The organism is Pigmentiphaga litoralis (genome assembly GCF_013408655.1).
Taxonomy (GTDB): Bacteria; Pseudomonadota; Gammaproteobacteria; order Burkholderiales; family Burkholderiaceae_B; genus Pigmentiphaga; species Pigmentiphaga litoralis_A.
On sequence record NZ_JACCBP010000002.1, the window covers coordinates 184,430 to 207,315 of the forward strand.

Here is a 22,886-nt window from a genome sequence, read left to right on the forward strand (position 1 = left end):
CGTGCAGCATCGATCGACCGCATCATCGTGCCGCTTCAGTCTGCGGCATCACGATGCGGCCGGGCCACCCCCTATCGTGCCTTTGCATCACCACGGCACTGATTCACGGCGACAATCCGCCGCACCGTGCCGCGGCCATCATAAGAAAGATATCGGAGACACCTTCATGCTACGCACCCTTGCTGCGCGCGCCCTTGTGGCCGCCTTTGCCCTGATTCCCGCCACCGCGGCCCTGGCCGACACGTGGCCGTCCAAGCAGGTCCGCATGCTGATTCCCTTCCCGCCGGGCGGCACGCTCGACACCGTGGGCCGCCTGCTGGCCCAGAAACTGACCGAACAGACCGGCCAGCAATTCGTGGTGGAAAACCGCGCGGGCGGCAACGGCATCATCGGTGCAGACGCGGTGGCCAAGGCCCCCGCCGACGGCTACACGCTGCTGTTCAACGCTTCGACGTTCACCACCACGCCGATGACCATGAAAGCCCCGTTCGACGTCGTCAAGGACTTCCAGCCGGTTGCGCTGGTGGCCCAGGCGCCGCTGGCCGTCGCCGTCAACAAAGACCTGCCCTTCAACGACGTCAAGGGCATGCTGGCCTATGCCAAGGCCAACCCCGGCAAGCTCAGCTTCGCCATCGGGTCGACCGGATCGGCCGGCCAGCTCGCCACCGAGTTGCTGCGCCGCGCAGGCGACATGGAATACCTGGTCGTGCCCTACAAAGGCTCCGCGCCTGCGTACCAGGGACTGGTCGGCGGCATGATTTCCGGCTTCATCGACCCGATCCTGGGGTCCATGTCCTACTACAAAGGCGGCATGCTGAAGATCCTGGCCGTCACCTCCAAATCACGCGTCCGCACGCTGCCCGACGTGCCCACCGTTGGCGAGACCATCCCGGGCTACGAGTTCTACAGCTGGTACGGCCTGTGGGGTCCGTCCAAGCTGCCGATGGATATCGCCAAAAAGCTCAACGTGGAAGTGAACAAGGCCCTGGCCGGCGACATGCGCGACCGGCTCGAACAGCAGGGCCTGGTGCTGCAACCCGGTTCGATCGACGACTTCGTGGCCTTTCAACGCGATGACATGGCGCGGTCGCTCAAGATCGTGACCGAGGGGAATATTCGTGCCGAATGATGTTGAATCCGGGGCGGGGACCGGAGAGGGTACGGCGACCCGACACGCCGTCGTCACCGGCAGCAGTTCCGGTATCGGCAAAGCCATTGCCACCGGACTGCTGGCCGAGGGCTGGCAGGTCAGCGGCCTGGACGTCGCACCGCCCACAATCGATCATGCGGGCTTCCGCTCGATGACCGTGGACCTGCGCAACGTCGACGCCATGGTCGCCGCCGCACGTGAGCTGACGGACGTTGCCGCCTTCGTCCATGCGGCAGGCGTGCTGCGCGTCGGCGCGCTCGGGCAACTGGATGCCGCAGCCGGCGCCCTGATGTGGCAGCTGCATGTGCAGGCGGCGTCCGTCCTGGCCGACGTGCTGGTCCCCGGCATGGTCGAACGCCGTCACGGCCGCGTCGTCCTGCTCGGCAGCCGCGTCGCCCAAGGCATGGCCGGCCGCAGCCAATACGCCGCCACCAAAGCCGCGATGATCGCGCTGGCCCGCAGCTGGGCCGCCGAAGTCGCCCCCTACGGTGTCACCATCAACGTCGTTTCCCCCGCCGCCACCCAGACGGCGATGTCGAACGACCCCGCCCGCGCCGCCGACGCGCCGCGCCTGCCGCCCATCGGCCGCCTGATCCGCCCCGAAGAAATCGCGTCCACCGTGGCCTTTCTGCTGTCCCCCGCGGCAGAGGCCATGACGGGGCAGGATATCCAGCTGTGCGGGGGCGCGTCGCTGGTGCGGTGAGGCAGGGCGCAGCGTGCGCCTTGATCAGCAAGGCGGGTGGCAGGACCAGGGCAAGCGCCGTCGCATCGTCGTGCGCGGTACGATGGCGCCGACGCCTGCCCGATGGACATCCCATGACCGAAACGCCCGCCACGGCTGCACCCGCCCCCCGCATCGCCATCACCTACTGCACCCAATGCCTGTGGCTGCTGCGCGCCGCCTGGATGGCGCAGGAACTGCTGTCCACGTTCAGCACGGAATTGGGCGAAGTCGCCCTGATCCCCGGCACCGGCGGCATCTTCCAGATCCACTACGACGACACCCTGATCTGGGACCGCAAGGCCGACGGCGGCTTTCCCGAAGCCAAGGTGCTGAAGCAACGCGTGCGCGACCGGCTGGATCCGGGACGGGACATGGGACACGTGGATCGCACGTGAGATCCGTCGTGTCGCGGTAGACAAGGGGCAAGCCAAGGATGGCGGTCCTCCTCTTCAGGCGCGGTTGCTCTCACAGTCTGGCCCCCGATCGCGCCGCCTTCATGCACCCCGCAAACACTTCCACAAACGCCAGCGCCGGCGGCGACAGTACTGCGCCGCGGCGGGTCACCAATTGCAGGTGCCGCTTCACCAAAGGTTCTCGCAGCACCTTCAGCACCAGCGACCCCGACATGGCCGCGGGCGTGCTGGCCGATGACACCACCGCCAGGCCCAGGCCCTCGGCGGCCAGCGCCAGCGCCGTCAAGGAATTCGTCGCTTCATAAGCCGGGGTCAGCAGCAGCCCGGCTTCCATGAAGGCGTTTTCGGTCAGGGTGCGGGCGATGCTGCCGGTGGCGTGGGTGATGATGGGTTCGCCGGCCAGGTCGCGCCAACGCACCACGCGTTTGCGGGCCAGGCGATGGGTGGCCAGGCAGGCCACGGCCAGTTCGTCTTCCAGCACGGGTTGGCACACCAGTTCGCTGCTGGCTTGCACGCCGAAGGCCAGGCCGAATTCCACGTCGCGCGCGTAGATGCGGCCGATCAGTTCTTCGTTCACGCATTCGCGGAACGCGACGGCGACGCGGGGATGGTCGTCGCGAAATCGTTTCAGCACCTCGGGCAGCACCGTGCCGGCCAGCATGGGCGGCAGGGCGAGCGCGATGCGGCCGGAGTGCTGCGCGACGATGCCGCGGCTGCTGGACAGGATGGCTTCGGCATCGGCCAGCATGCGTTCGGCCATGGGCAGGATTTCGTGGCCGGCGGGCGTGAGGCTGACGCTGCGCGTGGTGCGCTCGACGAGCTTCATGGCCAGCTTGTCTTCCAGCTTGCGGATCAGGATGCTCAAGCCGGCCTGGCTGACATGCAGTTGCGCCGCCGCGCGCGAAAAGCCGCCCAGCCGCGCCAGCTGCACAAAGGCTTCCACTTGCCGAAGATTCAGATTCATTGCATACCTTGATGAATGAATAGTCGATTGTTATTTTACTTATATAAGCTCAGGGCCGACACTGATCCCACAGCAGCTCGGTGGAGGTCGCAGTGGGATACACCGCAATCGAAAAGGTGATGGCGCGCACGTCGGGTCAGGCGGGCGTGGTCGCCGGGGATCTGGTCTACCCCGAGCCGGACATGGTCATGATCCATGACGGCCTGGTGCGCGAAGCCAAGGGCGAACTGGACCGTATCGGGATCGGCCGCGTGGCGGCGCCCGAGAAGGTGATGATGGTCAGCGACCATGATGTCGTCTACGGCAGCGCGCGCGCCGCGGAACGCGGCGCCTTCAACCGCGCGGCGGCGCGCCAATGGCAGATCGCCAACTTCTATGATGCCGGCCGGGGCGGCCACGGGCACATCTTCCCGATGGAGCAGGGCAAGGTCCTGCCCGGCATGTTCTATTTCGATAACGACACCCACGCCACCAATGCGGGCGCGGTGGGGGCGTTCGGCCTGCGCGTGGGCAACGAGATTTCACGGGTGCTGGCGACTGGCACGACCTGGGTCGAGGTGCCGAAAACCGTCAGGCTGGAACTGCGGGGCCGCCTGGGTGACGGCGTGCATGCCCGCGACATCGGCTTCTATCTGGCGCGCATCGTCAAGGCCGGGTTGTGGGACGTGGACCTGGATTACCGGGTGCTGGAATATGCCGGCGATCTGGATGCCTTCGGGCTGGGCGCCCGCGTGGCGCTGTGCAGCACGCCGACCGAAATGCGGGCGGGCGGTGTGTTCGTGCCGCCGTCGGCCGCCGTACTGGCGTACTGCCGCAAGCACGCACAGCGCCCGTTCGACCCGGTCTACAGCGACGACGACGCCGTCTTTGAATCCCGCCATAGCATCGCGTTGGGCGATATCGCGCCGCAGGTGTGCCTGCCGGGCAATGTGGGCAATGCGGTCGACGTAGGCAGCGCGGCCGGCACGCCTGTCAGCCATGCGTTCATCGGGTCCTGCGGATCGGGCATGTATGACGATCTGGCCGCCGCGGCCAGTGTGCTGAAAGGACGGCGGATTGCCGATGGCGTGCGGCTGTTCATCGTGCCCGGGTCGGAAGCGTCCATGCGCCGCCTGCTGGGCGACGGGCTGATGCAGGTGTTCCTGGACGCCGGCGCCATGTTGCTGCCGGCAGGCTGTGGTCCCTGTAATGACGCGGTCGTCGGCCCGGTGGCGGCAGGTGAAGTGTCGATCTCGACGGCAACCAACAACAATGCGGGCCGCTTTGGGCCGACCAGTGCGCGCCTGTTCCTGGGGAGTCCGCTGACGGTGGCGGCGTCGGCCGTCACGGGCTGCATCACTGACCCGCGCGAGATGACGGCGGACACGCCGCTGACGCGTCTGGCGGAGGCGGCCTATGCCTGACGGGATCCCCGACACCTTCATCTGGGCCCTGCGCGGCCGCTGCTACAAGCTGGGCGATGACGTCCCGCATCCCGACGGCGTCATCCCCGCGCACTTCGTGACGGCCCGCGAGATGGACCCGCAGGTGCTGGTGCCGCATCTGTTCGAAGCGACCGACCCGGGCTTTTCGTCCCGCTGCCAGCCCGGTGACCTGATCGTGACCGGCCGCAACTTTGGCACGGGACCGAAGGGCAACGGCTACATCGCCATGCATGCATTGGGGCTGGGGTTGCTGTGCGAGTCGATGTCGGTGCAGGCCTATCGCGCCGCGATCTGCACGGGCCTGCGCGTGCTTTCGCCGTGCCCGGGCATCACCGCCCTGTGCGAGACAGGTGAAGACATTGCGATCGATTTCCTGACTGGCGTTTTTACGAACCATACCCGCGGCACGACAGCGACTTTCGCACCGGTGCCGGCGGCCTTGCGTGAACTGATCGCGCAGGGCGGCAATGCGGGGTGGCTCGAACACTGGTGGCGGCAGCGTTCCGCCACGACGACAGACAACACCGGGGCAGCCCTCGCGACCTGACGTGGCGGGGGGTGTCCGGGGCAGCTCGACACGTCGACCAGACAGAAGGTGAGGGGACAGGTGGCGATTCCGGCGGATCACGTCCAGCCGGGAGCCAGGGCTGCGGCCGGGCTGACGCATGGCGTTACCGGGGCGGCATTCGTGCAATGTCATTCAAGAGGACTCTCCATGCCAGCCTGTCTCACCCGCGCTTCGGCGCTCGCCGCCGTCCTGTCGCTGTCGGCCCTGCTTGTTGCCGGTCCGGGCGCGGCGCAGCCGGCGCCCTATCCCAACGGCCCGGTGCGTTTCATCGTGCCGGCCACCCCTGGCGGCACGACGGACGTGGTGGCCCGACTGGTCGCCAAACACCTTGCCGACGCCTGGGCGTCTCCCGTCATTGTCGAAAATCGCGCGGGTGGGGGCGGGGTCGTGGGCGCATCGTATGTCGTGGGCACCAAGCCCGACGGCCAGACGGTGCTGATCGTGCCCAGCGCATTTGGCGTGCGCGCGGCGCTTGATCACAAACTGACGTTCGACCCCATGAAGGATCTGGTCGGCATCGGCCTGATGGCACGGGCGCCCAGCTTTCTGGTGGTCTCGCCGTCCCTGAACGTCAAGACCGTGCCCGAACTGGTGGCCGCGTCGCGCGCGGCGCCCAATGGCGTGATCTATGGGTCGGCAGGCGTCGGCAGTACCGGCCACCTGCACGCGGCGCTGTTTGCCAGCATGGGCGGATTTCCCGGCACGCACGCGGCCTATCGCGGCACACCCGAAGCCGTGACCGATGCCATGCTGGGCCGGGTGCAGTATGTGTTTTCACCCGGACCGAACGCCTTGCCGCTGGCCAAGGACGGCCGCGTGGTGATTCTGGCGAGCAGCTCGGCGGCGGGCGCCAAGTTCCTGCCTGGCGTGCCGACCGTGTCGCAGGCGGGGCTGCCGGGGTACGAGGGGGACGACTGGTTCGGCGCGCTGGTGCCCACCGGCACGCCCATGGCCGTTCGCGAAAAGCTCAGCCGCGATATCGCCGCCGCGCTGGCCAAGCCCGAGGTGCGCGACCGGCTGAACGAGGTCGGCGCCGATGCCGTGTCGAGCACGCCGTCAGAATTCGACGCCATGCTGCTGGCCTACGTGGCCAAGACGCGAAAGCTGGGCGACGAGATCGGCATATCGCTGAACTGAGTCGGCACGCCGCGGGGTAAGACAGCGGCCGGGCGCCGCCATGTGAGATCGCCGCCGCACGGCGCGTCGGCAAGCCGGCGCACGTGGAATGCCGACTACCGGCCCGACCTGGGCGCGGGTAAGGTCGCGTCCCATGAACACTGCCCTCATCCCCGTCGACTATCCGCAACCCGGCCCGCATGGCGCGGCCTGTGATACCCGGCTTGCCTGGGCGCGCGTGCCGCCGGACCCGTCGCCCGCCGAACGCGCGATGCTGAAGGACCGCATCAAGCACCTGCTCAAGGCACGCGACGCCGTCATGGTGTCGCATTTCTATGTACACCCCGACCTGCAGGATCTGGCGGAGGAAACGGGCGGCATCGTCAGTGACTCGCTGGAGATGGCCCGCTTCGGCCGGGACCATCCGGCGGGGACCCTGGTCGTGTCGGGCGTGCGATTCATGGGCGAGACCGCCAAAATGCTGTCGCCTGACAAACGGGTGCTGATGCCGGATCTGGACGCGACGTGTTCACTGGACCTGGGTTGCCCGGTGGCGCCCTTCAGCGCGTTCTGTGACGCGCATCCGGACCGGACGGTTGTCGTCTATGCGAACACCAGCGCCGCCGTCAAGGCACGCGCCGACTGGGTGGTGACCTCGAGCTGTGCGCTAGAGATCGTGGCGGCGCTGCACGCGTCCGGCCAAAAAATCCTGTGGGGGCCGGACCGCCATCTGGGCGACTACGTTCGGCGCCAGACGGGGGCGGACATGGTCAGCTGGAACGGCGCCTGCATCGTGCATGACGAATTCCAGGCGCTTGAACTGGCGTTGTTGAAGGGCGAGCATCCGGGCGCCCGGGTCTTGGTGCACCCGGAATCCCCCGCCGATGTCATCGCACTGGCGGACGCCGTCGGGTCCACTTCGGCGATCCTGCAGGCTGCGGCGCATACGGATGCTGCGGTGTTCATCGTGGCAACCGATGCCGGACTGTTGCACAAGCTGCGCACGCTGAATCCGGACAAGACCTTTCTTGCCGCGCCCACCGCCGGCAACGGCGCAACGTGCAAAAGCTGTGCGCACTGTCCGTGGATGTCGATGAACGGGTTGGCCGGCGTGGCGGTCGCCCTGGAATCAGGCAGCGGGGAAGTTCACCTGGACGCTGCGCTCGGACAACGCGCCCGCCGGCCTGTCGATCGCATGCTGGCGTTTACCGCCGGGCTCAGGGCAGGGCAGGCGCCCGGCGCGCTTGTCGAAGGCCTGGGCGCTGTTTGAGCAGGCCGGGCGTCAGCGAATCAAACTGCGGCGTCAGGCCTTCTGCGCCCGCGCCGCGTTGATCGCATCGCGCGTCTGCAGGGCCATGGCCTTGGCGGCGTCGCGCCAGTCGTCGCCCTGGCTGGCGTACAGAATCGCGCGGGACGAGTTGATCAGCATGCCCGTGCCGGCGGCATTGCAGCCGGCCTGGACGGTCGCCAGGACGTCGCCGCCCTGGGCGCCCACACCGGGCACCAGCAGCGGCATGTCGGCGCCGACGCGGGCACGCACGGCCGCCAATTCCGCCGGAAAGGTCGCGCCGACCACCAGGCCGCACTGACCATGGCGGTTCCACTTGTCGGCCACCAGGCTGGCAACACGCAGGTACAGCGGTTCGCCATCGGTTTCGAGGAATTGCAGGTCGGACCCGCCCGGGTTGGACGTGCGGCACAGCACAAACACGCCGCGGTCCGGGAACGCAAAGTACGGTTCGACCGAATCCGCGCCCATGTAGGGGCTGACGGTCACGGCATCGGCCTGGTAACGCTCGAAGGCTTCGATCGCGTATTGCTCGGCGGTGGACCCGATGTCGCCGCGCTTGGCGTCCAGCACGACCGGAATCGTGGGATGGGCCTGGCGGATGTGCGCACAGAGCGCCTCAAGCTGGTCTTCGGCCCGCTGCGCGGCGAAGTAGGCGATCTGCGGTTTGAAGGCGGACGCGTAGGGGGCGCTGGCGTCGACGATGTCGCGGCAGAAGTCGAAAATGCGGTCCTGGCGGCCTTTCAGGTCGGCGGGGAACCGCGCCGGATCAGGGTCGAGACCCACGGTCAACAGGGAATCGGAGGCCGACCAGGCCTGGGCGAGCTTTTGGGTGAATGACATCGGGAGCGCCGTGCGAGGGGTGTTCAACCGCGCCATTGTAGGAGCAACCGGCAAATGCGCTAAATCCGGCGTGTTTCAGCCGAACCAGTGCCAGCGGTCGGCGGCCACCGCGAACCACACCATGCCGGCAAACATCAGCATCACCATGACCGCGGCGCTGCCGATGTCCTTGGCCCGGCCGATCAGCGGGTGCGGTTCGACCGTCAGCGCATCGGCTACCGCTTCCACGGCCGAGTTGAGCAGTTCGGTCACCAGCACCAGCACGATCGTCGCCAGCAGCACAATGATTTCGAGCAGGTCGCGGCCCAGCCAGAAGGCGGCCGGGACCATGACGACGGCCAGCGCGGCTTCCTGGCGGAACGCGGCCTCGTGCTTGAAGGCCGCGCGCAGGCCCTGCAGCGAATATTGCAGCGCGCGCGCCACCCGCTGCAGGCCGCCTTTGCTTTTGAAGGGAGAGTGTCCGGGTGGGCTGGTCATGTCGGGATGGGTCGGAAGCTGTCAGGTGGCAGCAGGATACAGGCAATTTCTGACCGGACGGGTAACGGTTGCATGACGCCAGGACATGCCTGTCCTTGCGCGTTTGCCCGCCTGTTCCGAACCCCTTTCCTGGCGCTATAGTCGTCAGGCTGCCGGCACGAGCAGCACGCCCGCGAATCACCGCGCGGCGGACCGACAAGGATGGAGACTGACGATGGGCAATTCCGACACGTGTCATGGAACCGTGAAAAAGCACGCGACACGCCTGGCGCTTGCAGCACTGATGGCCGCGGCCTGGGCGGCGCCGGCTGCGGCGGCGGACTACCCTGACAGGCCGGTGCGGGTGGTGGTGGGATTTGCCGCGGGCGGGTCGACCGACATTGCCGCGCGCATCATCTCCAAGGCCCTGACCGACGCCCTGGGTCAAAGCTTCGTGGTCGAAAACAAGCCGGGCGCCGGCAGCAATATCGCCGCCGAACAGGTGGCGCGCGCCAAGCCTGACGGCTACACGCTGTACATGGTTGCCGTCACCAGCGCGATCAACCAGACCCTGTACAAGAATCTGAGCTTCGACCTGAACAAGGACTTCACGCCGATCGCGCTGGTCGTCAAGGTGCCGAACCTGCTGGTGGTCAATCCCGCCGTACCGGCCAAGTCGGTGCAGGAACTGGTCAGCTACCTCAAGACCAATTCGGCCAAGGTGTCGTATGCGTCATCGGGCAGCGGCACGTCGATCCACATGGCGGGCGAACTGTTCAAGCTGCAGTCCGGCCTGAACATCCAGCACGTGCCCTACAAGGGCAGCGCGCCGGCCGTGACCGACCTGATCGGCAACCAGACCCAGTACATGTTCGACAACATGCCGTCGTCATGGCCGCAGGTGCAGGCCGGCAAGCTGCGCGCGCTGGCGGTAACCACCAAGGAACGGTCGGCCACGGCGCCCGAACTGCCCACCATGGCCGAGTCGGGCTTTCCCAATTTCGATGTGTCGTCATGGTTCGGCCTGATCGCGCCCGCGGGCACGCCGGCCGACGTGGTGACCAAGGTGAATACGGCGGTGGTGAAGGCGATGGATGACCCGTCGGTGCAAAAGTCCTTCAAGGACCTGGGCGCGGTGTGGGTCAAGACGACGCCTGCCGAGTTCGGCAACTTCATCAAGGCCGAAGTCACCCAGTGGGCGACCGTGGTCAAGGCGTCGGGCGCGACGGTCGACTGACCGCCGCACGGGTTCTTGCCGCGGCCCTGGCGGCCGCGGCGCTACCGGACCTGCTTTACGCCACCTGCGGGAACGGCAGACTGCGCACTCGCTTGCCGGTCAGCCTGGCCATGGCGTTGGCCACTGCCGGCGCCACTGGCGGCAAGCCGACTTCACCGATACCGCCCGGGGGATTGTCGGTCGGCAAGACCTTGATCTCCACCAGCGGTGTCGCGTCGGCCCGCAGGATCGGGTAGTCCGTCAGATTGCTCTGCTGGACCTGCCCGGCCTTGTAGCTCAGCGTCTCACCCAGCGCCGCCGACAGCCCGAAAATGGCCGCGCCTTCGACCTGCGCGCGAACGTTGCGCGGCATGATCGCGTGCCCGCAATCGACCGCGGCCCACATCTGATGCACGACGGGCTTGCCATCTTTCATGGACACCTCGACCACCATGGCAATGAAGGTGTTCCAGGCGTCCGAGAAGGCCATGCCCAGCGCGCGGCCGTTCGCGCGCGGCGTGCCCCAGCCCGCCATATCGGTTGCCGTGCGCAACACTGCCTGCGCACGCGGGGACCCCTGCGTCAGGTCCATGCGGATCTTGAGCGGGTCCTGTTTCGTCTCGGCGGCAATCTCGTCAACCAGGGTTTCGGTCACGAATTTCTGGTAGCCGGCGCCAACGCCGCGCCAGTAGCTGACGTCCACGCCGCGTTCGTCACGCACATGCTCGATCAGTGTCGACGGAATGCCGTAGACCCCCTCGGCGCCTTCCATGACCGGCGAATCCTTGCCACCCGCCGCCTTGAAGATCGCGGGCGAGGTCCGGGCGTAGATGCTTTCGGACACGGTGCGGTGGCGCAGGCTTTGCAGCTTGCCGTTGGCATCGACGCCTGCGACCACATGATGGGCGGTCAGGGGACGCGGCTTGGACCGCTGGAAGTCGTCTTCGCGCGTCCAGATCATCTGCACCGGCACGCCGGGCATGGTCTTGGCCAGCTGGGCGGCCTCGACCGTGTAGTCGGCTTCGGCGCGGCGGCCGTAGCCTCCGCCCAGCAGGGTAATGTTGACCTTGATGTTTTCGGGCTTGAACCCGGCGGCCGCGGCCACCGTGCCGATCACCACGCTGGGCACCTGTGAAGGCACCCAGAGCTCGATCATGTCGCCCGTGACCAGCGCCGTGCAGTTCATGGGTTCCATCGTGAACTGCGCAACGTGGTCGCTGGTGTAGGTCGCCTTGAAGGTGCGGGCGACGCCGGACTGCGCCGCCGCCACATCGCCGCTCTTGTGCCAGACGGTGCCGGCGTCGTCCAGGTTCTCGGCGCGCTTCACATATTCTTTCAGGACGACGTCGCTGTCGTAGCTGCGAGCCTGCGACGTCGTAGTCCATGTCACGTCGAGCAGATCGCGGGCCTTGCGCGCGGTCGCGAACGAATCGGCCACCACGGCAACGGCCTGCGGCAGCGTCACGACCTGCTTGACGCCCTTGACGGCGCGCGCGGCGGTGTCATCCACCTTGACCGGTTTTTCGCCTTGCACGGGCGCGTAGCGGATCGCCGCCCACACCATGCCCGGCCGGCGGATATCCAGCCCATAGACGGCCGTACCATCCGCCTTGGACGCGACTTCGACGCGCATCGGATCCGTGCCGATGATCGTGAATTCCGACATCGGCTTGAGCATGGTCTTGTCGACCTTGGGCAAGGCTGCCGGCGCCTGCGCGGTCGCGGCGATTTCGCCGTAGGTCACGCGGCGGCCCGTGGGCGTGTGCACCAGCGTGCTCTTTTCGGCGCGGATCTCGCTGGCCGGGACTTTCCAGGCCTGCGCCGCGGCATCGATCATCACCAGGCGCGCCTGCAGGCCCGCCAGTCGCAGCGATTCGTAGTAGCCCTTGATCGTGCGGGACGACCCCGTCACGAGGCCGCCACCGAAGGCCGGATTGCCGAAGCGCTTGGCGTCAGTGGGCGCTTGCTCAACGCGGACGCGGCTCCAGTCCAGGTTCATTTCTTCCGCAAAGATCATCGGAATGGCCGTCATCGTGCCCTGGCCCATTTCGGACGCGGGCGAGTAGATGGTGGCGATGTTGTCGGGCGAGATGCTGACCCAGGCCACCGGGCGGAAGCCGCCCGACGCCGCCGCGGCCGTGGCAGCGTCGGCTGCCTGCGCGTCGTTCAACGAGGTCAGCGGGCCGAAGGCGACGCCCACCGAAAAGGCGCCGGCGCCGACGATGAAACGGCGGCGGGAAACGTTCTTGATGTCCATGTGTGCTGCTCCCGTCGGCTCAGGCCGAAGCCTTGTGCACGCTGATGACGGCAGCGGCGATCTGGTTGTAGGTCCCGCAGCGGCACAGATTGCCGGCCATGCCTTCAAGCACGGCGTCGCGGGTCAGGGGGCCTTTGGCGTCCTTCAGGAGGCCGGCGGCCGTCATGATCTGGCCCGACTGGCAGTAGCCGCATTGCGGGGCCTGCTGCGCGACCCAGGCGGCGCTGAGCGCCTTGCCTTCGGCCGTGGCCGCCACGCCTTCGATGGTGGTGACCTGCATGCCGGCCACGGCCGCGGCCGGCAGCACACAGGAACGTGTCGGCGCGCCATTCAGATGCACCGTACAGGCGCCGCACTGGGCAACGCCACAACCGTATTTGGTGCCGGTCAGATTGAAATCTTCGCGGATGATCCACAGCAAAGGCTTGTCGTCCGCCACGTCTGCCGAGACGGGCTTGCCATTGAGTACGAAGTCGACCACGGGGGTTCTCCTGGGAAGCGGATTCCGGGAAAAAAGAAAGGATGACGCGCAGGCAGCGTCGATGCACCGGACGAGTATCCCACCTTTGTCTGGACAATTAAAGACGCGCGCCGCGCGCGAGCGTGTCAGATCGTAGTCCTGCGGGCGGCTAGGTAATACCCGTAGGAACCCTGCACTGCGGCGCAGCGGACAGGGCGTGCCGCCACGTGGGTAGGTTTCCGTATCCGGCGGGCCAGGACTTAGCCGTCCGTGCGCTTGCTTGCCGTACGTACGTCCCCGTATCGGGCGGGCAGGGCTTGCTGCCGTTAGGGTCACCACGACCACGGCGCCGCCGCGGCGTTTTGTCTGACAAGGAAAACGACATGGGCAAAACACGCTCTTCCCTCAAGCCTGCTCCGGGTCTTGCGGCTGCAATCTGCATCGGCCTGGGCCTGGGCCTTGGCCTGTCCCTGGCCGCGCCCGGCACGGTCCACGCGGCCTATCCCGACAAGCCGGTCCGCATCGTGCTGGGCTTTGCCGCCGGGGGCAACACCGATCAACTGGCGCGCATCCTGGCCAAGGGCCTGAAAGACACGCTGGGCCAGGACGTCACCGTCGAAAACAAGCCGGGCGCCGCCGGCAACCTGGCGGCCGACTACGTGGCCAAGGCGCCCGCCGACGGGTCCGTCCTGTTCATGGCCGCCGTCAACAGCGCCATCAACTACTCGCTGGTCAAGAAAAGCGCGTTCGATCTGCTGAAGGACTTCGCGCCGGTCGGCATGATGGCCCGCGTGCCGAACCTGCTGGTCGTGCATCCGTCGGTGCCGGCCAAGACCGCGAAGGAACTGGCCGACACCATCAAGAAAAATCCGGGCAAGCTCACATTCGTGTCGTCGGGACAGGGCACGTCCATCCACATGACTGGCGAACTGTTCAAGCAGCGTATTGGTGGCGACACGCCGCACACCGCGTTTCGTGGCAGTGCGCCGGCCCTGGCCGAACTGACCGCCAACCAGGCGCAGTTCATGTTCGACAACCTGCCGTCGGCACTGCCTCACGTGCGCAGCGGCAAGCTGCGGGCGCTGGCTGTCACGTCGGCCGAACGGTCGCCCGTCGCTCCGGAAATCCCCACCATGATCGAATCGGGCTTTGCTGGCTTTACCGTCACATCGTGGACCGGGGTGCTGGCGCCGGCCAGGACGCCTGCCGATGTGGTCGCGACGCTCAACGCGGCCATCGCCAAAGTCCTGGACAAGCCCGAGACGCGTCAGCAGCTTGAAGCGCTGGGCGCCGTCGCTGTCAAACAGTCACCTGCGGAATTCGGCGCGTTCATCAAGGCCGAAACGGACCAGTGGGCCAAGGTCGTGAAGACGTCGGGCGTCACGGTCGAGTAAGGGCCTTCTCGGCTGAGTAAGGGGCTTCACGGCCGAGTAAGGAGCTTCACGGTCGAGTAAGGGGCTTCTCGGCTGAGTGAGGGGCTTCACGGTCGAGCCGTGCCCGTGGCCTCGTTCAGGGCAGTGGGCGCTGGGACGGCGCTGCGTTGGCGACGTCCACCGTGGCGCTCGCTTTCAGGACTTCCGGCGCTTCGCTGTCGTCCTTCAAGCCCACGCCGCTCAGTTGCAGGGTCAGCGACTGGCGCAACATGTGGCTAAGTTTGTCGGCCGCCGCATCCACCGGCAGACCTTCTGGCCGCACGTTGGAAATGCAGTTGCGTTCGCTGTCCATGCGTCCGGTGCGGGGTTGGTAGGTGAAATAGATGCCCAGGCTGTCGGGCGACGTCAGCCCCGGGCGTTCGCCCACCAGCACGACCACCATGCGGGCCTGCAGGGCTTCACCAATGTCGTCGCCGACTGCGACGCGGCCCTGGTCAACCATCACCACCGGGGTGGCGGCCCAGTCGGTCGTGAACCGCTCGCGCATGGCTTCCAGCAAGGGCAGGGCGTGACGTTCGACAGCAAAGGTCGACAGGCCATCGGCCAGCACGAAGGCCAGTTCGGGGGCCGGCGGCGCGGCCAGCAGGGCGTCACGGTCGTCGTCATGCAGCCGCCGCCCCAGGTCGGGCCGCAGCAGATAGGTCTGCCGGTCGGGGGCCTGGCTGCGCACTTGTGCGACCCGAAAGCCGGCGGTACGCAGGCGGGTCGCCAGGTCGGCGCCGTTAAGCGGATGGTGCACGGCATCGCGCGCCCGCGCGTGCGCCAGGCCAAAGCGCAGCACTTCGGCGCTGGGCAGGCTGCCGCCGACACGGCCGATGGCGATGCGGGCGGACGTGTGCGCACGCAGGGCGTCCCATGGGTCGGGTTGGACCAGGGGGTCGTCGGCGGGCGGCGGCAAGGCGGCCGTCTGAACAACGGGCGAACGCGAAACGGACTGCTCGGCGGGGGCCCGATGGGAAACAGACTCTGGGACTGATTGGGGCGCCGGGGACGACTTGGGCCGATGTTGCCCGGCGGCGTAGTGCTCGGTAGCGGACTGCCCGGCAGCAGATTGCCCGGCAGCGGATTGCTCGGCAGCGGATTGCTCCGACAAAGGCGTCCTGGGCACGGAAGGCTCGTCGCCATTCCGAGGTGCCATGGACGGCGCACCGCCAGCCTGCTTCGGCGCCGCGCCTTGCTTCGATTCAGGATCGCTCATCGTGACTCCTATGGGCTTATCGGCCTTGCGACATATCGGGTAACTGCCGCAGCAGCGCATGGCCTGCGCCCACGTCCCGCAGCCGGCCGGCGGTATCGGTAATCGCCATCTTTTCCAGCCAGGCCTCGAATTCCGGCGCGCGTTTCAGGCCGAGTACGTTGCGCAGGTAGATCGCGTCGTGGAAAGACGTGCTCTGGTAGTTCAGCATGATGTCGTCCGCGCCCGGCACGCCCATGATGAAGGTGATGCCCGCCGCGCCAAGCATGGTCAGCAGCGTGTCCATATCGTCCTGATCCGCTTCGGCATGGTTCGTGTAGCAGATGTCGCAGCCCATGGGCACGCCCAGCAGCTTGGCGCAGAAGTGGTCTTCCAGGCCGGCACGGATGATCTGCTTGCCGTCATACAGGTATTCCGGGCCGATGAAGCCGACCACGGAATTGGTCAGCAGCGGCTTCAGCTCCCGGGCGACCGCATAGGCGCGGGCCTCGCAGGTCTGCTGGTCCACGCCGTGGTGCGACCCGGATGACAGCGCGCTGCCCTGGCCGGTTTCCAGGTACATGACGTTGTCACCCAGCGTGCCGCGATTGAGCGACAAGGCAGCCGCGCGCGCTTCGCGCAGCAGGTCCAGCGTCACACCAAAGCCCCGGTTCGCGCCTTCGGTGCCGGCCACGGACTGGAAGACCAGGTCGATCGGCGCGCCGCGTTCGATCGCCTGGATCTGCGTGGTCACGTGGGTCAGCACGCAGGTCTGCGTAGGAATCTCGAAGCGCGCCCGCACGTCGTCCAGCATCTGCCACAGACGGGTCAATGCCGTCAGCGAATCGCTCGCCGGATTGATGCCGACCACCGCGTCGCCCGCCCCATACAGCAGGCCATCGAGCATGCTGGCGGCAATGCCGGCTACGTCGTCGGTCGGGTGGTTGGGCTGCAGCCGGACCGACAGCCGTCCCGGCAGGCCGATGGTGTTCCGGAATCGGGTCACCACGCTGCACTTGCGCGCGGCCAGGACCAGGTCCTGGTTGCGCATCAGCTTGCTGACTGCCGCAGCCATTTCGGGGGTGATGCCGGGCGCCGCCGCAGTCAGCGCTGCGCTGTCGGTGGTGTCCAGCAGCAGCCAGTTGCGAAAGTCGCCCACGGTGAAGTGGCTGATGGGCGCAAAGGCGGCCGCGTCGTGGGTGTCGATGATCAGCCGCGTGACCTCGTCCGTCTCGTACGGGATCAACACGTTCTGCAGGAAGTCGCGCAGCGGCACGTCGGCCAGGGCGATGCGCGCCGCCATCCGTTCTTCGTACGTGGATGCCGCAAGTCCAGCCAGTTGGTCACCCGATCGTGCGGGCGTGGCCTTGGCCATGAGGGTCTTCAGGTCGGGAAACATGTAGCCCAGCGATTCGAAGCGGGTGCGATAGGGCATGGCGGGCGGGCGTCTCGCGAAGTAGGCGTTTACCAGCATCCATCATGGACGTGCCGACCCCTTGCCGGCAAGCAGATTTGGGTGACGAATCGCGCCGCGAAGAATACCGACCGCCCATAAAAAAACCCCCGACCGAAGTCGAGGGTTTTTTGTATTGCAGCCCCGGGCAAGCCCGGGGAGGTCGTACGCAGGTAAAGCGTGAAGCAGTAAGGACTTAGAAGTCCATGCCGCCCATGCCACCCATGCCGCCCATGCCGCCGCCGCCCATACCGCCGGCAGGTGCCTTGTCGTCGGCCACTTCAACCACGATGGCTTCCGTCGTCAGCAGCAGCGAGGCCACCGAAGCAGCGTTCTGCAGCGCGGTACGCGTGACCTTGGTCGGGTCCAGCACGCCGAATTCGATCATGTCGCCGTATTCGCCGGTCTGTGCGTTGTAGCCGTAGTTGCCCTTGCCAGCCAGCACCGCGTTGACGATGACGCTAGGCTCGTCGCCAGCGTTCGACACGATGGTGCGCAGCGGCTCTTCGATGGCGCGCAGGATGATCTTGATACCTGCGTCCTGATCGGCGTTGTCGCCCTTCAGGTCCAGAATGGCTTGCTTGGCACGGATCAGTGCAACGCCGCCGCCAGGAACCACGCCTTCTTCAACGGCTGCACGGGTAGCGTGCAGGGCGTCTTCGACGCGGGCCTTCTTTTCCTTCATTTCGACTTCGGTGGCTGCGCCAACCTTGATCACGGCAACACCGCCGGCCAGCTTGGCCACGCGTTCTTGCAGCTTTTCACGGTCGTAGTCCGACGTGGCTTCTTCGATCTGGGCACGCACTTGCTTGACGCGGGCTTCGATGTTCTTGCCGTCGCCAGCGCCGTCGATGATCGTGGTGTTTTCTTTCGCCACTTCGATGCGCTTGGCCTGGCCGAGTTCAGCCAGGGTTGCCTTCTCGAGCGACAGGCCGGTCTCTTCCGAGATCACGGTACCGCCGGTCAGGATGGCGATGTCTTCCAGCAGCGCCTTGCGACGATCGCCGAAGCCAGGCGCCTTCACGGCGGTGGTCTTCAGGATGCCACGGATGTTGTTGACCACCAGCGTTGCCAGGGCTTCGCCTTCGACGTCTTCGGCGATGATCAGCAGCGGACGGCTTTGCTTGGCGACTTGTTCCAGCACCGGCAGCAGTTCGCGGATGTTGCTGATCTTCTTGTCGTGGATCAGGATGAACGGGTCTTCCAGCGCGGCAACTTGCTTTTCCGGGCTGTTGATGAAGTAAGGCGACAGGTAGCCGCGGTCGAATTGCATGCCTTCGACGACGTCCAGTTCGTTGTCGAGCGACTTGCCGTCTTCAACGGTGATGACGCCTTCCTTGCCAACCTTGTCCATCGCGTCGGCGATGATCTGGCCGATCGAGCTGTCGCTGTTGGCCGAGATCGAACCGACTTGGGCGATTTCCTTGCTGGTGGCGCAAGGACGGCTGATGTTCTTGAGTTCGGCGATGGCGGCAGCCACGGCCTTGTCGATGCCGCGCTTCAGGTCCATCGGGTTCAGGCCGGCGGTCACGTACTTCAGGCCTTCCAGCACGACGGCCTGGGCCAGCACGGTTGCGGTGGTGGTACCGTCACCGGCGTTGTCGCTGGTCTTGGAAGCCACTTCCTTGACGAGCTGGGCGCCAAGGTTTTCGTACTTGTCTTTCAGTTCGATTTCTTTCGCGACCGACACGCCGTCTTTCGTGACGGTGGGGGCGCCGAATGAACGCTCGAGCACGACGTTACGGCCTTTCGGGCCCAGGGTGACTTTGACGGCGTTCGCGAGAACGTTGACGCCGCGGACGATACGAGCACGTGCGTCGTCGCCGAATACAACTTGTTTAGCAGCCATGGATATTCCTTGAGTAGGGGTCTAGAAGCGAAATCGGGTGATCAATACAGCAGAGCGCAGCAGGCGCTTACTGGATCACGGCCAGGATTTCTTCTTCGCGGATAACGATCAGTTCTTCGCCGTCGATCTTGACGGTCTGGCCGGCGTACTTGCCGAACAGAACCTTGTCGCCGACCTTCAGGTCAACCGGGCTCACCTTGCCGTCGTCGCTCTTCTTGCCAGGACCGACAGCCAGGACTTCGCCTTGATCAGGCTTTTCAGCAGCGCTTTCGGGGATGACGATGCCCGAAGCGGTTGTACGCACGTTGTCGAGACGCTTGAGGATCACGCGATCCTGCAGGGGACGGAGGGCCATACAAACTCCTGATATACGAAAAATTGACGTATGAATTGGAAAAAGGGGCTGAGTCAGCCAGGATCGGCAGTCCGGACGCACAAGGCACCGCGGATGCCGGATCGCAGTGGTGGGGCAGGCGGATGCAGGGCGTCCGGCGCTGTTAGCACTCTATGCGATCGAGTGCTAATTATAGGGACGGTGTTGGCCCGTTTCAAGGGCGGTCCAGATTTATATTTCTTTGTAAGCGCCGCGGAACGGAAACCGCGCGGCAAGGACGCGTCGCTGGGAACAGCGAGGGAAGTGCTGGCTTTGTAGCACAGCGGCCGCGGGGTTGCCGCGGCCGCTGTCAGGGAAACTACCCGGTGGGGGTAGGGGTGACGATCATGCGCCGCCCCACTGCATGGTCAGTCCGCCGTCCATCGTCCAGGTCTGGCCGGTCACGTAATCGCCGTCGTCCGATGCCAGGAACAGGGCCAGGCGGGCGATTTCTTCCGGCTGGCCCGGACGGTGCCACGGAATGGCCTTCATGGACTCCGCCTTCTTTTCCGGATCGTCCAGACGTTCCTGGGTCATGGGCGTCTGGATCAGCCCCGGCGCGATGTTGTTCACGTTGATCTTGTCTTCGGCCAGTTCGCGCGACAGGCTGCGGGCCAGCGATCCGACACCCGCCTTGGCCATGCCGTACGGGGCGCTTTCGGGGGTCGGCAGATGCTGCGCGACCGACGAGATATTGACGATGCGCCCGCCCGGGCCCGCCGCGCGGCGGCGCTTGATGAAGGCGCGGCAGCAGAACAGCGGGCCCATCAGGTCCGTGCGCAGGATCAGTTCGACCTGTTCGTCGGTCAATTCCACGACCGGCACGCCGCCCATGCCCTTGCCCGCGTTGTTCACCAGAATGTCCAGGCTGCCGAACGTGTTGATCACTTCGTCAAAAGTGCGTTCGACGGATGACGAGTCGCCCACGTCGCCCTGGATCACGATCGCCTGGCGGCCGGCGGCTTCGATCAGGCGGCGGGTGTCTTCCGCGCCATCTTTGTCGGTGTGATAGGTGATGGCGACGTCGGCGCCTTCCTGCGCGAACAGGGCCGCGATGGCCTGGCCGATGCCGGAATCCGCGCCGGTAATCAATGCACGTTTGCCTTGCAATTTCATTGGGTTCTCCTGGTAGGTTGCGAATAAAGGCGGCTGCGCGGAACGGGCTGCCCAAGCCTGTGACGAATCACGGTCCGGGCTGCCTGGTCACGCGTTGGCGACGCGTTCGGCGTGTTGCACGAAGCTCGCCACGAACGCGCGGTGCGCGCCGTCCTCGAATGACACGGTGATGGTGTCCGCGTCGACGCGCTCGACGGTGCCAGTGCCATGACGACGCACACTGACGATGTCGCCGGGGGAAAAGGCCGGACGGGGCAGGTCGGCGGATGATGGGCCCGAAGAGGGGACCAAAGAGGCGGTGTCGGCGCTGACGGCAGAGGTCGCGACAGAACGGATCGGACCGTTGACCTTGCCTGCCTGGCCATGAGTCACGCTGCCCGCAATGCCGCCAATGGCACCCGTTGCGCCACTGCGGCGTGCCATCAGCACATCGTCCCGCCCGATACGGATGGCGTCGTCGCTGCCCGATTCCGCGGTGTCTTCCACCGCCTGGCGGGCCGATGCCGCGGCGATCCGCAGGCAGCTGTCGCAGGTGCCGCAGGGGCCGCTTTCCGATGTGGCGTCAAAGTGGGCCAGCAGGGCCTGCCAGCGGCACGCGCCGCTGTGCGCGTAGGCCACCATTTCTTCGAGCATGGCGCGGTCGTGTTCGCGCTTTTCGCGGTACGCGGCGGCGAGTGCGTGCAGGTCGCGATCCAGTACTTCCGCCATCGCAACCCGCAAACGGCCTTGCCGGTCTTTCACGATCACTTCGTGGTCCAGCAGCAGGCTGATCGACACCTGCACCTTGCTGCGGGGCCGCTCCAGGTGTTCGCACAGGGCGTCGGTGGTCCAGCCGGTGGCGGCGTTTTCCGGGGGATGGAGCAGGGTGGCATAGACCGCTCCAACGTCGTCGGCCGACGGATATTTCCCCGCCATGAAGAAGCGCTGCACGGCCTGGTCCTTGTCATGGAACAGCAGGGTGCACTGGGCCACGTCGCCATCGCGCCCGCCCCGGCCAGACTCCTGGTAATAGGCGTCCAGGCCCGACGGGGTCTGGTAGTGGATCACGAAGCGAATGTCCGATTTGTCGACGCCCAGGCCAAATGCATTGGTCGCGACCATGACACGCACGTCTCCAGTCATGAAGGCGTCCTGGCTGGCGCGGCGCTGCGCGGAGCCCATGCGGCCGTGGTAGCGGCCCACGGATTCGCCCGTCTCGGCCAAAGCGCTGTACACCTGTTCGACGGCGGCTACCGTGGCGCAATACACCATGCCCGCGCCTTCGGTCCGCTGCACCAGGTCACGCACCCGGGACAGCTTGGCCCGTTCGTCGGTCACCGTCTCGACCGCGTAATGCAGGTTGGGACGGAAGACGCCGGTGTTGATCACCGCGGCGTCTTGCATCTGCAATTGTTGTGTCAGATCTGCGATGACTTCCTGCGTGGCCGTGGCGGTCAGCGCCAGCACCGGCGGGCTGCCAAGCGCGCGGGCTGCCGCGCCGATTTCCAGGAAAGCCGGACGAAAGTCATGGCCCCACTGAGAAATGCAGTGCGCTTCGTCCACCACCAGCAAGCTGATCGGATGGGCGGACAACGCTTCCATGATGTCGGGTGAGCCCAGGCGTTCCGGTGTCGTGAACACGATGCGTGCGGACCCGTTGGCAATCGCCAATTCGGTCTGGCGCACTTCGTCGGATTCGATGGCGCTGTTCAACTGCACCGCCGCGATTCCCAGGGCGCGCAACTTGTCGCACTGGTCTTTCATCAGGGCGATCAAGGGCGTGACCACGACGGTGCAACCCGGCAGCATCAGCGCCGGCAATTGGTAGCACAACGACTTGCCCGCGCCGGTCGGCATGACGGCCACCGTGTGCTTGCCGCGCAGGACCCGGTCGATCACCGACGACTGCCCTTCGCGCAATCGTTCCAGCCCGAACACATCGCGCAGCAGCCTGCCGATGTCTGTCTTGAACGTTGCCGTCGACGGCGCGCGGCCGGATGCGGAGCGGGACGATCCGGGGCGGCGGGACGCGGCTTGGGTGGAGCGGCGGAGGGGCGCCTTGCGGGCAGGGGACGATGCAGCGACAGCAGTAGCGACGGGCATGAGTGAGACGCAGCGATGGACGATGGTGAGTCCTCTTGCGCAGATTCTGTGCCTGCGTACGGCACGGTATGTGCTGAAACGCCGGGACATGCAACACGACACCCATAACGACACCGATAAGGACACACCATGCCAGACACCATCAATCCCCTCGTGAAAGAGCGCCTTGCCGACCAACCCGACATGACGGGCGGCGCGCCCCGGCCCAAGCACGTCGACGCGGACGATGCCCCGGTTTCCACCATGGACAACGTGCCGCGCGCCGAGCGTCATGACCAACCCGGTTTCGACCAGGCCGTGGCGGCGGAAGAATCGCAGGCGCGGGTCGGCACCCTGCCCGGTACGGATGAGTACGCCGATGCAGCACGTACTCGCGCGCATAGCCAGCCCGACAAGGCCGCGGGCGACGGCGACCTGGAGCAGGGCACGGCCCGCCAGGGTGGCCCGGTCGGCGGCCAGCGCACGAATGACAAGGACTGACCGCCGCGTCATCACGCCAGACGCCGCGTCTTCACTCAACCTTATGC

Annotated in this window: 21 protein-coding genes; 10 read left to right on the forward strand and 11 right to left on the reverse strand. The window is 66.3% G+C overall.

From position 1 onward, the window contains the following. The first annotated feature begins 166 nt into the window (after positions 1-166). From HD883_RS21165 to HD883_RS21175, 3 genes are all read left to right on the forward strand, one after another. On the forward strand, positions 167-1,129 hold the full coding sequence (locus tag HD883_RS21165; protein WP_179588981.1) for a Bug family tripartite tricarboxylate transporter substrate binding protein: 963 nt from the start codon (positions 167-169) through the stop codon (positions 1,127-1,129). Continuing rightward, positions 1,119-1,853: an SDR family NAD(P)-dependent oxidoreductase gene (locus HD883_RS21170; protein WP_179588982.1), complete on the forward strand. Its 735-nt coding sequence runs from the start codon at positions 1,119-1,121 to the stop codon at positions 1,851-1,853. Before HD883_RS21165 ends, HD883_RS21170 begins: the two co-directional genes overlap by 11 nt. Positions 1,854-1,966: 113 nt before the next feature. After that, positions 1,967-2,269, forward strand: a complete 303-nt coding sequence (locus HD883_RS21175) for a SelT/SelW/SelH family protein (protein ID WP_179588983.1) — start codon at positions 1,967-1,969, stop codon at positions 2,267-2,269. A gap of 70 nt (positions 2,270-2,339) precedes the next feature. On the opposite strand, the gene HD883_RS21180 is transcribed toward HD883_RS21175, so the two are convergent. Next, positions 2,340-3,251 (reverse strand): LysR family transcriptional regulator, encoded by a 912-nt coding sequence (locus tag HD883_RS21180; RefSeq protein ID WP_179588984.1) that lies wholly within the window; start codon positions 3,249-3,251, stop codon positions 2,340-2,342. Positions 3,252-3,343: 92 nt separating this feature from the next. Here HD883_RS21180 and HD883_RS21185 point away from each other — a divergent pair, with 92 nt between their 5' ends. The 4 genes from HD883_RS21185 (at position 3,344) to nadA (ending at position 7,629) form a co-directional block, all read left to right on the forward strand. Continuing rightward, on the forward strand, positions 3,344-4,654 hold the full coding sequence (locus tag HD883_RS21185) for a 3-isopropylmalate dehydratase large subunit (protein ID WP_179588985.1): 1,311 nt from the start codon (positions 3,344-3,346) through the stop codon (positions 4,652-4,654). Further along, positions 4,647-5,222, forward strand: a complete 576-nt coding sequence (locus HD883_RS21190) for a hypothetical protein (protein ID WP_179588986.1) — start codon at positions 4,647-4,649, stop codon at positions 5,220-5,222. The genes HD883_RS21185 and HD883_RS21190 overlap by 8 nt, the downstream gene beginning before the upstream one ends. A 168-nt stretch (positions 5,223-5,390) precedes the next feature. Beyond that, entirely contained in the window at positions 5,391-6,380 is a 990-nt protein-coding gene (locus HD883_RS21195) for a Bug family tripartite tricarboxylate transporter substrate binding protein (protein ID WP_179588987.1), read from the forward strand. Between the two features lie 133 nt (positions 6,381-6,513). Beyond that, positions 6,514-7,629, forward strand: a complete 1,116-nt coding sequence (gene nadA / locus HD883_RS21200; protein WP_179588988.1) for a quinolinate synthase NadA — start codon at positions 6,514-6,516, stop codon at positions 7,627-7,629. A gap of 33 nt (positions 7,630-7,662) precedes the next feature. On the opposite strand, the gene pyrF is transcribed toward nadA, so the two are convergent. Beyond that, positions 7,663-8,490 (reverse strand): orotidine-5'-phosphate decarboxylase, encoded by an 828-nt coding sequence (pyrF, locus tag HD883_RS21205; protein WP_179588989.1) that lies wholly within the window; start codon positions 8,488-8,490, stop codon positions 7,663-7,665. A gap of 75 nt (positions 8,491-8,565) precedes the next feature. Next, positions 8,566-8,967, reverse strand: a complete 402-nt coding sequence (locus HD883_RS21210; protein ID WP_179588990.1) for a diacylglycerol kinase — start codon at positions 8,965-8,967, stop codon at positions 8,566-8,568. A 214-nt stretch (positions 8,968-9,181) separates the two neighbouring features. Between HD883_RS21210 and HD883_RS21215 the strand changes: the two genes are divergently transcribed. Beyond that, positions 9,182-10,183, forward strand: a complete 1,002-nt coding sequence (locus HD883_RS21215; protein ID WP_179588991.1) for a tripartite tricarboxylate transporter substrate binding protein — start codon at positions 9,182-9,184, stop codon at positions 10,181-10,183. Between the two features lie 55 nt (positions 10,184-10,238). Here the strand turns inward: HD883_RS21215 and HD883_RS21220 are convergent, their stop codons facing one another. Continuing rightward, positions 10,239-12,419 (reverse strand): xanthine dehydrogenase family protein molybdopterin-binding subunit, encoded by a 2,181-nt coding sequence (locus HD883_RS21220; RefSeq protein ID WP_179588992.1) that lies wholly within the window; start codon positions 12,417-12,419, stop codon positions 10,239-10,241. A 19-nt stretch (positions 12,420-12,438) separates the two neighbouring features. Continuing rightward, complete coding sequence (locus tag HD883_RS21225) at positions 12,439-12,900, reverse strand: (2Fe-2S)-binding protein (RefSeq protein ID WP_179588993.1); 462 nt, start codon at positions 12,898-12,900, stop codon at positions 12,439-12,441. A gap of 362 nt (positions 12,901-13,262) precedes the next feature. On the opposite strand from HD883_RS21225, the gene HD883_RS21230 reads away from it, so the two are divergent. Continuing rightward, a complete protein-coding gene (locus tag HD883_RS21230) occupies positions 13,263-14,273 on the forward strand; it encodes a Bug family tripartite tricarboxylate transporter substrate binding protein (protein ID WP_179588994.1) in 1,011 nt (336 codons plus the stop codon). 115 nt (positions 14,274-14,388) lie between these two features. Here HD883_RS21230 and eutC read toward each other — a convergent pair whose 3' ends face one another. The 6 genes from eutC to HD883_RS21260 form a co-directional block, all read right to left on the reverse strand. After that, positions 14,389-15,210, reverse strand: coding sequence for an ethanolamine ammonia-lyase subunit EutC (gene eutC, locus HD883_RS21235; RefSeq protein ID WP_373563463.1), 822 nt, complete (start codon positions 15,208-15,210; stop codon positions 14,389-14,391). A 316-nt stretch (positions 15,211-15,526) separates the two neighbouring features. Then, positions 15,527-16,921: an ethanolamine ammonia-lyase subunit EutB gene (locus HD883_RS21240; RefSeq protein ID WP_179588995.1), complete on the reverse strand. Its 1,395-nt coding sequence runs from the start codon at positions 16,919-16,921 to the stop codon at positions 15,527-15,529. Positions 16,922-17,135: 214 nt separating this feature from the next. Beyond that, complete coding sequence (gene groL / locus HD883_RS21245) at positions 17,136-18,788, reverse strand: chaperonin GroEL (RefSeq protein ID WP_179588996.1); 1,653 nt, start codon at positions 18,786-18,788, stop codon at positions 17,136-17,138. Positions 18,789-18,855: 67 nt separating this feature from the next. Next, positions 18,856-19,143, reverse strand: coding sequence for a co-chaperone GroES (locus HD883_RS21250; RefSeq protein WP_179588997.1), 288 nt, complete (start codon positions 19,141-19,143; stop codon positions 18,856-18,858). A 363-nt stretch (positions 19,144-19,506) separates the two neighbouring features. After that, positions 19,507-20,277 carry an SDR family NAD(P)-dependent oxidoreductase gene (locus HD883_RS21255; protein ID WP_179588998.1) on the reverse strand — a complete coding sequence of 257 codons (771 nt, stop codon included), beginning with the start codon at positions 20,275-20,277 and terminating at the stop codon, positions 19,507-19,509. Between the two features lie 87 nt (positions 20,278-20,364). After that, a complete protein-coding gene (locus tag HD883_RS21260; RefSeq protein WP_179588999.1) occupies positions 20,365-22,359 on the reverse strand; it encodes a RecQ family ATP-dependent DNA helicase in 1,995 nt (664 codons plus the stop codon). Between the two features lie 129 nt (positions 22,360-22,488). Here HD883_RS21260 and HD883_RS21265 point away from each other — a divergent pair, with 129 nt between their 5' ends. Continuing rightward, complete coding sequence (locus HD883_RS21265) at positions 22,489-22,839, forward strand: hypothetical protein (RefSeq protein WP_179589000.1); 351 nt, start codon at positions 22,489-22,491, stop codon at positions 22,837-22,839. The last annotated feature ends 47 nt before the right edge of the window (positions 22,840-22,886 follow it).